Origin of the sequence: Zeaxanthinibacter sp. PT1 (assembly GCF_028464225.1) — a bacterium.
Classification (GTDB): Bacteria; Bacteroidota; Bacteroidia; order Flavobacteriales; family Flavobacteriaceae; genus Zeaxanthinibacter.
In genome coordinates, this window is record NZ_JAQPCN010000005.1 from 235,145 (window position 1) to 248,381 (window position 13,237).

The 13,237-nt window shown below is 44.0% G+C and carries 14 protein-coding genes; 7 read left to right on the plus strand and 7 right to left on the minus strand.

Features of this window, described 5'->3' with window-relative positions:
* Window positions 1–21: 21 nt before the first annotated feature.
* The 3 genes from PP178_RS13420 to PP178_RS13430 are packed head-to-tail and all read left to right on the plus strand — an operon-like array spanning window position 22 to window position 2,478.
* Window positions 22–249, plus strand: coding sequence for a hypothetical protein (locus tag PP178_RS13420; RefSeq protein ID WP_272594873.1), 228 nt, complete (start codon window positions 22–24; stop codon window positions 247–249).
* A gap of 1 nt (window position 250) precedes the next feature.
* Window positions 251–820 carry a phosphatase PAP2 family protein gene (locus tag PP178_RS13425; RefSeq protein WP_272594874.1) on the plus strand — a complete coding sequence of 190 codons (570 nt, stop codon included), beginning with the start codon at window positions 251–253 and terminating at the stop codon, window positions 818–820.
* Window positions 817–2,478: an ArnT family glycosyltransferase gene (locus PP178_RS13430; protein ID WP_272594875.1), complete on the plus strand. Its 1,662-nt coding sequence runs from the start codon at window positions 817–819 to the stop codon at window positions 2,476–2,478. Before PP178_RS13425 ends, PP178_RS13430 begins: the two co-directional genes overlap by 4 nt.
* A 6-nt stretch (window positions 2,479–2,484) precedes the next feature.
* On the opposite strand, the gene PP178_RS13435 is transcribed toward PP178_RS13430, so the two are convergent.
* From PP178_RS13435 to PP178_RS13450, 4 genes are read right to left on the minus strand one after another with little or no spacing between them, the layout of a single operon-like run.
* A complete protein-coding gene (locus PP178_RS13435; protein WP_272594876.1) occupies window positions 2,485–3,366 on the minus strand; it encodes a lysylphosphatidylglycerol synthase transmembrane domain-containing protein in 882 nt (293 codons plus the stop codon).
* The gene (locus PP178_RS13440) at window positions 3,356–4,315 is read right to left on the minus strand and encodes a glycosyltransferase family 2 protein (protein WP_272594877.1); all 960 of its coding nucleotides are present in this window, start codon (window positions 4,313–4,315) and stop codon (window positions 3,356–3,358) included. Before PP178_RS13440 ends, PP178_RS13435 begins: the two co-directional genes overlap by 11 nt.
* A gap of 33 nt (window positions 4,316–4,348) precedes the next feature.
* Window positions 4,349–5,371 carry a methylmalonyl Co-A mutase-associated GTPase MeaB gene (meaB, locus tag PP178_RS13445; RefSeq protein ID WP_272594878.1) on the minus strand — a complete coding sequence of 341 codons (1,023 nt, stop codon included), beginning with the start codon at window positions 5,369–5,371 and terminating at the stop codon, window positions 4,349–4,351.
* Between the two features lie 4 nt (window positions 5,372–5,375).
* Complete coding sequence (locus tag PP178_RS13450) at window positions 5,376–5,936, minus strand: DUF2911 domain-containing protein (protein WP_272594879.1); 561 nt, start codon at window positions 5,934–5,936, stop codon at window positions 5,376–5,378.
* A 203-nt stretch (window positions 5,937–6,139) separates the two neighbouring features.
* Between PP178_RS13450 and PP178_RS13455 the strand changes: the two genes are divergently transcribed.
* A complete protein-coding gene (locus PP178_RS13455) occupies window positions 6,140–6,559 on the plus strand; it encodes an Ohr family peroxiredoxin (RefSeq protein WP_272594880.1) in 420 nt (139 codons plus the stop codon).
* Between the two features lie 8 nt (window positions 6,560–6,567).
* On the opposite strand, the gene PP178_RS13460 is transcribed toward PP178_RS13455, so the two are convergent.
* Window positions 6,568–7,479, minus strand: a complete 912-nt coding sequence (locus PP178_RS13460) for an aldose epimerase family protein (protein ID WP_272594881.1) — start codon at window positions 7,477–7,479, stop codon at window positions 6,568–6,570.
* Window positions 7,480–7,562: 83 nt separating this feature from the next.
* On the opposite strand from PP178_RS13460, the gene PP178_RS13465 reads away from it, so the two are divergent.
* Genes PP178_RS13465 through PP178_RS13475 form a run of 3 tightly spaced genes read left to right on the plus strand, consistent with a single transcriptional unit; the run spans window position 7,563 to window position 10,171 of the window.
* Entirely contained in the window at window positions 7,563–8,120 is a 558-nt protein-coding gene (locus PP178_RS13465) for an RNA polymerase sigma factor (RefSeq protein ID WP_272594882.1), read from the plus strand.
* Window positions 8,104–8,688 (plus strand): hypothetical protein, encoded by a 585-nt coding sequence (locus PP178_RS13470; protein ID WP_272594883.1) that lies wholly within the window; start codon window positions 8,104–8,106, stop codon window positions 8,686–8,688. Before PP178_RS13465 ends, PP178_RS13470 begins: the two co-directional genes overlap by 17 nt.
* The gene (locus PP178_RS13475; protein ID WP_272594884.1) at window positions 8,660–10,171 is read left to right on the plus strand and encodes a DUF4097 family beta strand repeat-containing protein; all 1,512 of its coding nucleotides are present in this window, start codon (window positions 8,660–8,662) and stop codon (window positions 10,169–10,171) included. Before PP178_RS13470 ends, PP178_RS13475 begins: the two co-directional genes overlap by 29 nt.
* 3 nt (window positions 10,172–10,174) lie before the next feature.
* Here PP178_RS13475 and PP178_RS13480 read toward each other — a convergent pair whose 3' ends face one another.
* Window positions 10,175–10,915, minus strand: coding sequence for a sugar-binding protein (locus PP178_RS13480; protein WP_272594885.1), 741 nt, complete (start codon window positions 10,913–10,915; stop codon window positions 10,175–10,177).
* Between the two features lie 229 nt (window positions 10,916–11,144).
* Window positions 11,145–11,840, minus strand: coding sequence for a peptide-methionine (S)-S-oxide reductase MsrA (gene msrA, locus PP178_RS13485; RefSeq protein ID WP_272594886.1), 696 nt, complete (start codon window positions 11,838–11,840; stop codon window positions 11,145–11,147).
* Between the last annotated feature and the right edge of the window lie 1,397 nt (window positions 11,841–13,237).

The window sequence follows — 13,237 nt, forward strand, 5'->3', positions numbered from 1 at the left end:
TTTAAATAAGAAAAATAAAATATGGAACTTCCAAAATTTTTACTTGGAGACAATACGGATTACCCTAACGCAATTTTCATCGTGCATACAGAATACCCCAGGTTCATTATTAACCTTGAGGACGATGAAGTAGAATGGCTAGAAGAATTTTCACAGGAAGATGAGGAGGAACTGGAAAGTGAAGCAACTGATTTGATAGAGAAGGCTACTGCTTTTTATGACCGGGAAGTAAGCCGATACGAAGAGTGATATGAAGGAGACCCTTATTCAAGCAGACAAGGACCTTTTCTTATTTCTTAATGGGCTGGGTACGCCCGCCTGGGATGACTTCTGGATGTTTATGACCGACAAATGGAGTGCAATTCCATTATATGTCATTTTGCTTTTCCTGGTTTACCGCAAATTCGGGTTAAAAGGCACCCTGATGCTCCTGGTAAGCGTGGCATTGCTGATCACCTGTACGGACCAACTTTCCAATTTCTTTAAATATGGTTTTGCAAGGCCAAGACCCTGCTATGACCTGGATCTAAGCCTTGTTATGCGACAGGTGAAGTCCTATTGCGGAGGTCAATATGGTTTTTTCTCTGCTCACGCGGCTAATGCAATGGGAGTAGGCGTATTCTTCTTCCAGTTATTCAAGGACAGCCGACGCTATTTTGCATGGTTACTATTATTATGGGCAATCATGGTAGGATATAGCCGAATCTACATCGGGGTACATTACCCCTTAGACGTTCTCGCGGGTATGGGTATAGGAACAGTATTCGGGTACATCTTCTCGGGTTTATATAAAATTGTATTACGTAAAAGCAGAGGATGATCAAGGATTCTCAATATCGCCTGATGCTCTTATTGATCAGCCTGGTATACCTGGTAGGCTTATTTGTTACCCTGTTCGAAAATGACTCGGCTCAGTTTGCCGTCATGGCCATGCGCATGGTGCAAGAGAATGATTTCCTGAGCCTGGTGAAGGGCACCGAAGAATACTTGGATAAACCTCATATGCACTACTGGCTCGCTGCACTGTCCTATAAACTATTCGGACTTCATGACTGGGCCTATCGCATCCCTGCAATACTCGTCACCTTTTTAGGAGCTTATAGTTGTTACGGGCTTGGAAAACTCTTATATCGCCGAGAAGTGGGCTGGCTGGCTTCCCTTATTTTCCTGTCTGCACAGACCATCGTACTGTCCGGGATCGATGTGCGAACCGATGCCGTACTTACCGGTTTTACCGTATTTGCTCTATGGCAACTTGCAACCTATTTAGAGACCAGTTCTCTGCGGGCTATTCTATTGGGGGCCTTCGGTGCAGCTATTGCCTTTTCGACCAAGGGTCAGATCGCATTGTTGGTATTGGGTTTACCGCTCCTCTGCCATATAGCGTATAAAAAATATTGGAGTGCCCTAATTCATTGGAAGGTATTGCTGGCCATCGTAATTTTTGGGATCAGTATCAGCCCAATGCTCTATGCCTATTATCAACAATTTGACCTGCATCCGGAAAAAGTGATCAGGGGGCAGTCTGGGAGAAGTGGGATTCTTTTCATTTTTTGGGAGCAAAGTTTTGAACGACTCAGTGGAGAAGGAGTGGGTAAGAACAGCAGTGATTATTTCTTTTTCTTCCACACCTTTCTCTGGGTATTTTTGCCCTGGACCATCGTTGGGCTAGCAGCTTATGGTAAGCGAATGAAAACCCTGGTCAGGCAACGCTTTAAAAAATATGCAGGGCTCGAATTAATGACCCTGGGCGGAATTACCCTCATCTTTATAATTATCAGTTTTGCACAGTTTAAGCTACCGCACTATTTAAATATTACCATTCCATTATTCGCAATACTATCTGCCGTGTTCCTATACGAGCTTTATGACAGCAGAAACCGCAAGGTTTTAAGATGGTTGCTCGGGTTTCAGCATTTTATTTTTGGATTGGTAATCCTATGTGTTTCATTCATCGGCTGGTATGTCTTCCCTTCATCTTTCGGAAAGTGGTTTTCCGGGTTTTTAGTGATTGCCGGACTAACGACCTGGTATCTCTTGGGTAGGGTAGGAGTCTACAGAAAGCTGGTGTTCCTGGGGTTAATGAGTTCATTACTGTTGAACCTGATGCTGAATGCTTATTTCTACCCGCAATTATTGGAGTACCAGGGGGGGTCTAATATGGCAAAAGTGGTGGCCGAGGAAGGAATCCCGACGGATCGTATTTTTAAACTCACTGACCGGCATACATGGGCGCTCGACTTTTACAATAAGCGGCCACTAAGTAAGATCGGGCCAGAGCAGTTGGCATCTGCAGACAATACCTGGCTGTATGTAACCGAGAAAGAAAGGGCAGATTTACAAAGCGATGGTTATGTCTGGGATCGGGAGTACGCCGTAGATCAGTTCAGAATCACCAGGTTGCAAGCAAGATTTCTAAACCCAGATACCCGTAAGGAGGTATTACATCAGATGTACCTGTTGCATCTTAGGCCTTAACTTAACCTAGTTTTTTTGGACCCTGTTTAGTATAACTTCTAATTCCGGTTTCCTGAAATGGTATATGAAACCTCCCAAAGATACCAAGGCGGTAATCAGGAAGAACATCATACTGATTCCCACCGAGGTTTGTTCTTCGAGGCCAAACCAGAGTGCCCCGTAGTAGAACACAACTTCCCGGCTACCGATCCCTCCGAGGGTAAGTGGTAATACAGCTACAATAGAGGAAATAAGAAAAATCAGGAGATAGGTTACCTGGGCATAGTCTACCGCAAGGGCTTTAAGAATGAAATAGGCAGCTATCAATTGCGAAAACTGAACCATTGCAGAAAAGGCAAAAGAGGACCAAAACACCGGTAACAAGTATGGGAAATATCTTTTCTGCAAGCCCCAGAAAACCAATACGCTCAATACCATCCCGGTACCCAGGTACAAGCTAAAACCAGGGACATAGTCCGGCAAGGAACTGATCGCAAGAATGCAGGCATATATAAAAAGCAGTAACATCCCACTCAAACGGTCGACGACAAGTGCTGCAACTACCTCTTTGGTCCTGACATCAAATTTTTTCCGAACCAAATATCCTTTATATGCATCACCTCCGATCCCGCCGGGAAGAAATAGGTTGTAGAACATTCCAAGCAAATATAATTTAAGGTTACTCAGTTGAGTTAAAAATACCTGGAGCTGATGGAAGTACAAATTAAGTCTGAATGCAGAAAGAATTTTTGAAACGATAAAGAAGAGCAGTGCGGCAAGCACATACAGGGGTTCTGATCGTTTAAGTACCTGCCAGACCTTTGCCGGTTCTATTTTAGTAAAGATAAAATACAGCAGCAACAGGCTGAAAATAATCTTCAGGGCAGTGGTTATCTTTTTACGAGACATCACCACCGACAGATACATTTTTAATGCGGTAAGGTCTCTTTTTCTGGGATTCGTAGTACGTACGGATCAGGAGTTCCATTACTATACCAATGGTAAATAGCTGTATGCCGGCGAGGATGAACATCATCCCGAAAATCAGCAGGGGCCTGGTACCGATATCCTCGTTAAAGCCTAGCTTAATAACCAGGAGATAAAAATTTATCAGTACTCCCAGGATAATCAGTAATACACCAAATATCCCGAAGAGGTGAATAGGCCTCTGGAAGTATTTTCGGATAAATAGCAAGAGCATCATATCTGCCACCACCTTAAACACGCGTTCCAAGCCGTATTTAGATACGCCTGCATGCCTGGCGTGATGTTTTACGGGAACCTGTTTAATCTGGGCCCCTTCCAGGTGAGCCAGCAAGGTGATAAAACGATGCATTTCCCCATATAGATTCAGGTCTTTGGCAATATCCCTGGTAAAGACTTTCAGGGCACAACCGTTATCCTTGATATCGAGTTTGGTGACCCTTCGAACCATGAAGTTTGCAATCTTAGAAGGGATCTTTTTAACTAAGGAGTCCTGTCTTTTCTGCCTGATCCCGGTGACCACATCATAAGGGCCGTCTATTACATGTGATAGCATTTCCGGAATATCCGCTGGATCGTTCTGAAGGTCGCCATCCATAGTGATGATGTATTCTCCCTCGGCGTAATCAATCCCGGCAGCCAGGGCGAGGCTTTGTCCGTAATTTTTTTTAAGCGCTACCAAGTGAACCAGAGGATCGCCCATAGCGTTCACCACCTGCTTAGTACTGTCTTTAGAAAAATCATCAACATAGACAATCTGGTACGTATAACCATGCAACGCCTCATGGATCTTATCAGTTAGTAAGACCACGTTCTCCTCTTCGTTATACAATGGAACTACAACAGAAAGAAGGGCATTGGTAAGGGGTTTCATGGAAGCGATTTTGATGGAGCAAATTTAGTTTTTTTATTTTAGTATGCCGGAGACCTTCTCCATCAATTCATTTGCTGCCTGGAAAGGTGAAATTACGCCCTGCTCTACTTTTTTAAGCAGTTCATTCATGGCCTTTTTTGTCCGGGGATGGTTGTAAAAATGTTCTTTTAGACGGCTTTCCAAGGCGGTTAGGAACCAGTTTTTATTTTGCCTTTCTCTTTTACGATCAAAACTACCGGAAGCCCTGGTGTCTCTTACGTATTCATTTATTACTTGCCAGATTTCTTCTATGCCCTCTTTTTCCAGGGAAGAGCAGCTGAGCACTTTAGGCGTCCACCCGTTTTCTTTAGGAGGGTAGAGGTGAAGGGCCCTTCGGAATTCCTGCATAGCCTGTTTAGCCGCCGCTTTATTTTCCCCATCCGCTTTATTGATGACGATGCTGTCTGCCATTTCCATAATACCCCGTTTAATTCCCTGCAGCTCATCTCCGGCGCCGGCGAGTTTTAGCAGGAGGAAAAAATCGACCATCCCATGTACCGTGGTTTCGCTCTGACCAACCCCTACGGTTTCAACCAGGATGATCCCGTAGCCTGCAGCTTCACATAGAGCTATTGTTTCCCGTGTAGATCGTGCCACACCGCCAAGATTAGCCCCGGAGGCTGAAGGACGGATATATGCATTTGGATCGTTTACCAGGGTTACCATCCGGGTCTTATCTCCCAGTATACTGCCTTTGCTCAAGGTGCTTGTGGGGTCCACCGCTAAAACCGCTACCTTTTCTCCACGCGCGGTTAGCATTCCGCCAAAGGCTTCAATAAAGGTACTCTTGCCAACACCGGGTACCCCTGTAATTCCTATGCGGACACTTTTCCTGCTGTTGTCTGCAGTTCTTTGAAGAATAAGGTGCGCCAGTTCCCGGTCTTCAGGCCTGGTGCTTTCAACCAGGGTAATAGCCCGTGCCAGGGCGGTCTGGTCGCCGGAACGAATACCCTTGATTAGTTCGTCTGATGTTGGTTTTCTGGATTTTCTGATGTTCCCGGAGTTCTCGATAAACAAGTAATTAAGGTGTAATTGGGATCCTGACCTTCGTGGTGTCCCAGTACAAGTTCATATAGACCATCTCTTCTTCGCTGAAATCAATGGTAAAGCTTTCTTCTGTCTGTTGCAGATCGATTACCGGAACCTGGACTACGACAGCATCTTTTTCGGGATTGCGTGTAGTTTCCCTGCCACCACTGCTGATGGTGACTCCCCAGTCCGGGACTTCGTGGTTGAAATAAACAGACCAGTTCTCCTTGCCCGGTTTGGTCCAGAGAGAATAAGTGCCTGCAGCAAGGGAATTCCCCATGATAGTAATGTCCGATTCTGTACGAAAGGTTGTGGGTTCGTTCGCACCGGTTCGCCATACCACGTCGTATGGCACAAGTTCCCCGAAAATAACCCTTCCTTTTTTAAATGGACTGCTGTAGGTCACTTGGAGTTGTAGCTCTTCATTCTGAAAAGTATTGGTTATTTGAGGACTGTGTTTTTTAGTCTGCTCTTTCAAATACGGTTTGGCTACAAATTGAAACAAGAGTACAACGGCAACCAATACGATGACGATCCATTTAATAATTCTCATGCTGCTAGTTTTCAGGATGTGGATTAAAATTACAAAATCCGCCCGAATGCTATGATACATACTTGCTATTCCTCAGTTGTATTTATGTAGCTGAGGGTGAAATCGATAACTTTTATGTCCGGATATTTACAAGAATTTTAATGATCGGGTTCATGTCGTTTACGGATCAAATGTTATATTATAAGCAAACAAAATCAGATACCATGAAAACAATATTCGAGACATCAGCAACACATACAGGAGGCAGTAAGGGACATGTGGCGAGTGACGCTGGAACTATAGATATGCAAGTGATGCCGGCATCAGGCAGCCTTGAAAACAATGATGCAACCAGCCCGGAAGAATTGCTTGCGGCCGGTTATGCCGCTTCCTTTGCCGCCGCCTTGGAGGCAACTGCTACAGAGCATGGCATGACATCCACGGAAGATATTTCAGTTACTGTACATATTGCCGGCAATGAAGATGAGGATGGGATGTTCTTAGAAGCCACCCTGGATGTCTACATTCCCGATGTGAATAAAGAAACAGGAGAATCCCTGGTGAATGATGCCCATGAAAGATGTACGTTCAGCCAGGCTACCCAGGATAATATAACTGTAAACTTGAACCTCCTTCTAGATTAAGTGATCGATTAGTTTTTTACCCGGTCAAAACTAAATAGAGTTCTGTTTTCGTAGGTCTCCCCGGGCCTGAGCACTGAAGAAGGAAAATATGCGTGGTTCGGGGCATCGGGATGTAGCTGAGTTTCGAAGCAAATGGCCGTTAGATTTTCAGGCCGATAGACTATTAGCGCGGGCTGGTTGGTCTGTACAGTCATCCGGATTCCGGAACTATCAGAATGTAATTCTGCTATAGTACCACTGGATTTCCCCAACACGAAAGGAGTATCTAATTTCACCTGTCCGATGGGTTTTGCTTGTAAAAAATCGAACTCGGTGCCTTTCACTGTTTTAATGGCCCCTGTGGGGATAAGATCTGCCCCGGTTTCCAGGTACTCATGGCAATTGAGCTGTAAACGGTAATGTTCAATGGTGTCTTCCTTATCCAGACGGAAATAGGAGTGGTTGGTCAGGTTAACGATTGTGGGCCTGTCGGTTGTCGCGCGATGAACAATCTCCAGGCCATTATTTTTTAAGGTGTAAGTTACACGACAATTTAATTTGCCGGGATACCCTTCTTCCATATGTTCACTACTATATCCAAGACTAACAGAAGGCTCAGGTCCTTCGGAGACTTCCAGAATAGTCCATTCTCTCTTCGCGAATCCTTTATTACCTCCATGGAGATGTACCCCGTTTTCTTCGGCTAATCTGTAGAAAGTGCCATCAAGCATAAATCCGCCGCCAGAGATTCTACCCGCAAAACGGCCAATGCAAGCACCTAAAGAGTTCTCATCATTTTTATAGTCTTCAGGGTCGTTAAGACCTACCACCAAATCTATAGATTCATGATCTCCGGAAAGTAAGGAAAGCCTTTGGATGATAGCTCCATAGGTAAGCACCTGTAACTGCAGGAAATGGTTTTTAATTGTAATTTGTTCCAAATGGTAAAAATTAAAAATAAAAGTAAACTTTTTTGCAACGCGACGATTTCCGCGTCGTCTTTTAAGTAACAACTATCTAAGAATTGGAAACTAACCTTCTGCAACAATTAGAATTAGTCCGGCTCTGCAAAGCTAATGACAGGAAAGCACAACTCACCCTTTACAGGCAGTACTGTGACGGAATGTATATTGTCGCTAGCCGATACCTGAAAGACAGTGATGATGCAGAGGATGTTCTTCAGGAGGCGTTTATAAAAGCCTTTCAAAGAATAGAGCAGTACCGGGGAGAAGTCAGTTTTGGAGCTTGGTTAAAACGGATTGTAATACATCGCTGTATCGATTTTTTGAAGGCCAAGAAAGAACTATACGTGGAATTGAATGAGAACGGGGTATACCTGGTGGATGATGACGACTGGGAGGTAGAAAATGACATATCTGCTGAACAAGTAAAGGAAGAGATAGAGCGGCTGCCGGATAAATATAAACTGGTATTACAGCTTTTCCTGCTCGAGGGATATGACCATTCCGAGATCAGTGAGATCCTCGGTATCAGTGAGACCAATTGCAGGACACGGTTGTTAAGGGGAAAAAACAAGTTAAAGGATCAATTAAAAAGGTTAACTCATGGGACGGGATCTTAGGGATTTACTGAAAGAGGAAAAGGAAATGAGGGGGCAGATGAAAGAAGGTCACGAACAAAGGTTCCTGGAGAAGCTTGATCGTGCCCATAATAAACCTCGGAGTAATAGAATTAATTGGTGGCTCATGGCGGCAAGTATCATTGTGGTAGTGGGCCTAGGTATTGTCTTTCTGCAGCAAGAGAACCAGGTTATTCCTGAGCAACAACCACTTGTTCTGGATGAGAAGGAGCCCGTACAGCAGCAAACGATATCCTTGGGAGACCTCTCACCGGACCTGGAGAAAATAGAAAACTTTTACCTGGCAAGTATCAACATGGAACTGGCCGAATTGGAAATATCTCCGGAGAACCAAAATATGGTGAACGATTATATGGAGCGATTAGCTACGCTTAACGAAGCTTATAAGGAATTACAAAAGGAACTGAACGATTTGGGACCTAATGATCAGACCATAGAAGCACTGATCTATAACCTCCAGACCCGTTTAGATCTTCTTTACAAACTCAGGGATAAAATCAATCATTTAAAATCATCAAAAAATGAAACAGTCACATCACACAGTATTTAAGGCAGGCACTTGGGGCTTATGTCTTTTTTTTCTTGCCGGGCTCAGTGCCCAGGCACAAACGAAATCCTACAAGGAGACATTTAAAGTATCTCCAGAAACGGTAATCGATATCACTACATCTCATGCAGACCTTGAATTTGAAACCTGGGATCAGCAGCAGGTGGTCGTGGAGGCCACCATTGAACTGGAGGGAGCTGATGAAGAACAAGCAAAGGCTTATTTTGAAAAAAATAAGATTAATATCCTCGGAAACAGTGAAAAAATCCAGATCAGAACAGATTCAGGAAGCCCTATGGCCATGAGCTATAATTTCACAACAGCACCAGGGGCACACATCGCGATGGAAATGAAGCCACAGATGGAACTGCTGTTTCACGATCTCGAGATACCGGATTTACCCCCGATGCCAGATCTACCCCCAATGCCACCAATGCCGAAAGAGAATTTTGATTACGAGGCCTTTAAAAAGGATGGTGAAAAATATATGAAGAAATGGCAAAAGGAATTCCGTAAAGGTTTCGATGAAAAGTACGAGAAGGAATTGGAGGCCTGGTCAGAATCCATGGCAGATCGAATGGAGGCTTACAGCGAGCGGATGGAAAAGCGTGCGGAAATGCGCGAGAATATGACTGAGGAGCGGGAAAAGAGGAGGAGAGAAATGGATGCGGTAAGAGCCGAAGCCAGGCAGGAAATGGAAGCCGCCCGTGCAGAAATGAGGAAAGAGATGGAAGAAGCCCGTATTTACGCCAGGGAGACGGCCCGAAAGGCCCTTGACGAGGCCAGGGTAGAGAGAAAAAACGTGATTATACATCGAGATGGTAAATCTGAGGCCCCCAACGTTTTTTATTTCTCCGAAGACGGGGAACATAAGAAATTTAAGATCAAGAAGACCATTAGGGTAAAGATGCCCAAGAATCTTAAAATTAAAATGAATGTGAAACACGGGGAAGTAAAGTTGGCTTCACAAACGAGCAACCTGGATGCTAATTTATCTTATGCTTCGCTGAAAGCAAAAACCATTGACGGATCGGCCACGAAAATATACGTGGCCTATTCTCCGGTGGCCGTCCAATTATGGAAGCTGGGTTCTCTTCAGACCGACTTTTCCGGAGAAGTCATCTTAGACGAAGTGCATAAACTGGACCTTCGTGCCAACTCTTCCGAAGTCACCATTGACCGTTTGCAGAAAAATGCCAAGATAATGAACAGTTTGGGTTCCCTGCATATCCGGAATATTTCGGATGGATTTGAAAAGGTGGATATTAGTTTACAGAATGGTGAACTGCAGTGTAAAATGCCCGCCACGGCCTATAGTCTTACCGTAGAGGGAAATGCGAACGAACTAAAGCTTCCGGGATTTGCAAAGAAATCTGGAGATAAACTGCCAGGTGGATTCGAGAAATACCAAGGATCTTACCTTGATAAAAACAATAATAAAACTGTAGTCATCCGTGCGAATTACAGTGAAGTTATTCTACAATAATATTTATTCTACCAGTACCAGTGTCCCGAAGATGTCTGCATTGATCCATCCCAGGTTCTTATTGTCGCCGGGGACAAAAACCGACCCGATAAAGTTCTCTCTCTCTATACTTCCGTCGTTATCACAATAGGCTAAAGCAAAACCTATACGTTTATCCTTATCGAGGGTTATCCTTGATTGTGAATTATCGTCGTTATAAGTATCTGGGTAAAGTGCGATAGACATTTCCCAAATACTTTTTTCTCCGATCGTTTTCCTGGCAATTTTTAAGTGATTATTATAGAGCCTAGGTTTCCTGCTAGGACCTACATCGACTACATTCCCATCAAGGGCGACGTGATATGCAAAGGCATTGTGACTGTACTGATGCAGGCCGCCGGAATTATCTTCATCAATAAAGATTTCTACTGAATCGTCATCCCACCATAGTTTTAAAGGATCTGCTTGTTTATCGAACAAGCTATCGTCAATAACTTCGAGTAATAAGTGAAGAGCATTGGTACTCCAGCTTAGTTTATACCTTCCACTGAAGTCATCCGGGGTGTACGGTTCACCCTTCCAGTTTTGGTCCAGGTCATGCCATTTACTTTTTCTCCAACAAGAATCGTCCGGGATACCGTCTAGTTTTGGTACTATACGGGTATAGGTCACCTCTTTTATATCGTGATCTTCCTTACGAATTCCTTTATTACAGCTAAGGAGCAATACAAGAATCAGGAAGAAGGGTACGTAATTTTTCAACATAGGATAGGGGCTATGTTATTCTACATTTAAAGTTTACCCCATTGACCAATAGGATCAGGATTCGGGGGAAACCAGGTTATAATATACGAAAATTAGTTCATTAATAGTTATATTATTACATCAAAAGTAAGAAAAATAGCACTAAAAGATTGAGGTTTGATATAACCGATGCGGGCTTGAAATCAAAAAAAAACGGGCCAGATGGCCCGTTTTATAAAGTGAAAAAAATTTAGTGGGAAGTTTTTTCAGAATGCTTCTTCAGGTAGCCCGGAAAATTTTCTTTAAATCGATTAAGCCGAGGTACAGATACATTCCTGATATAGGAATTATTAGGATTCTTATGCTCATAGTCCTGGTGATATTCCTCTGCTTCATAAAAAATATCCAAGGGTTTAACTTCAGTGACTATGGGCTGGCTGTAGACTTTATTGTCTTCTAAGGCCTTGATATATTGTTCGATGAATGCCTTTTCTGATTCGGATTGGTAGAAGGCGATCGATCGGTATTGAGGACCGCGATCCGGACCTTGGCGGTTAAGGGTAGTTGGATCGTGTGATCCGAAGAACACCTGCACCAATTCCTGGAAACTTATTTTCTCCTTATCGTAATACACTTTAACGGCTTCCGCATGGGTAGTCCGCCCGTAACTGACGGCTTCGTAAGTAGGATTTTCTTCTTTACCGCCGGCATAGCCTGAAACAACTTCGGCAACACCGCGGACACTTTCAAAAATAGCTTCTACACACCAAAAGCAACCACTTGCAAAATAAGCAGTTTCATAGGCTGACAAGTCCTGGGGAAAGTCTGCTTTAACAGTTTCCTGACGGGGAGTACTCTCTTCGACCTTCTTCTTGTTATTCGAGGATTGGCAAGATGGCGCCAGTAATAAGGCGAAAACCATCAAAACCGGGGTAAATATTTTCATAGCTTTTTTTTAAGGAATTCAATTTACAAACATCTCAACTGAATTTGTTTTAATTTTTGTTAAGATACCGTACAGTTAATGACTGATCTACCTATAGTTACGGGAGGGGTAGATTAAAGGTTCAGTTATGAAGAATAAAATTACTTATCGCCTGATCGAAATTATTCGGGTAGCAATGTAACTATCGGTACCGGAGAGTTGTGGGCTAGTTTGCAGTTAGCAGTTAGCAGTTTGCAGTTTGCAGTTTGCAGTAGGCAGTAGAGCTTATGACTTCTATGCTCAGAACTGCTATCTCCTATCTCTTTTGTAACTGTGTCCCTATGTAACTGTGTCCCTTAATTGACTGCAAGCTTCCTGCAGTGTAAATCTTTATCTTAGACTCGGGGAGGGGTCATAGGCCCCCTCGGGGCCGTTTTAGGTTTGAAGTTCGAGGTTCGAGGTTTGAACTTTTATTATCATCACCCGTCCCAGCTGGTACGTTCCTGCCCTGACTGGGTTCATTCAGACTTGCATGCTGTAACCTTGCTACTTTGTACCTATGTCCCTTTGTACCTGTGTCCCATTGTACCCAAACCCACTGCAAGCTTCCTGCAGTGTAAATCTTTATCTTAGACTCGGGGAGGGGTCACAGGCCCCCTCGGGGCCATTTGGGGTTTGAAGTTCGAGGTTCGAGGTTTGAACTTTTATTATCATCACCCGTCCCAGCTGGTACGTTCCTGCCCTGACTGGGTTCATTCAGACTTGCATGCTGTAACCTTGCTACTTTGTACCTATGTCCCTTTGTACCTGTGTCCCATTGTACCCAAACCCACTGCAAGCTTCCTGCAGTGTAAATCTTTATCTTAGACTCGGGGAGGGGTTTAGAACCCCGGGTTAGCAGTTAACAGTTGGCATTAGAGGTTATGATTTCTTCGCTCACAACTGCTATCTTCAATCCCCCATTGTCCCTTTGTAACCCTGTACCTATGTCCCTCACTGAACTGCAAGCTTCCTGCAATGTAAATCTTTATCTTAGACTCGGGGAGGGGTCATAGGCCACCTCGGGGCCGTTTGAGGTTTGAAGTTCGAGGTTCGAGGTTTGAACTTTTATTATCATCACCCGTCCCAGCTGGTACGTTCCTGCCCTGACTGGGTTCATTCAGACTTGCATGCTGTAACCTTGCTACTTTGTACCTATGTCCCTTTGTACCTGTGTCCCATTGTACCCAAACCCACTGCAAGCTTTCTGCAGTCAAAGGATGTATCTTTTATCCGGGGAGGGATTCAGCATCCCCCTCCATACTCATACCTTCATCTTTATTATTTCGTAAAAGAATTTCCGCAGCCCTGCCTTCCCGACCAGCAGATCTGTTTCTGCGATAAAGTGCACCTCAAAACTACCATAAACTGTTATTGAA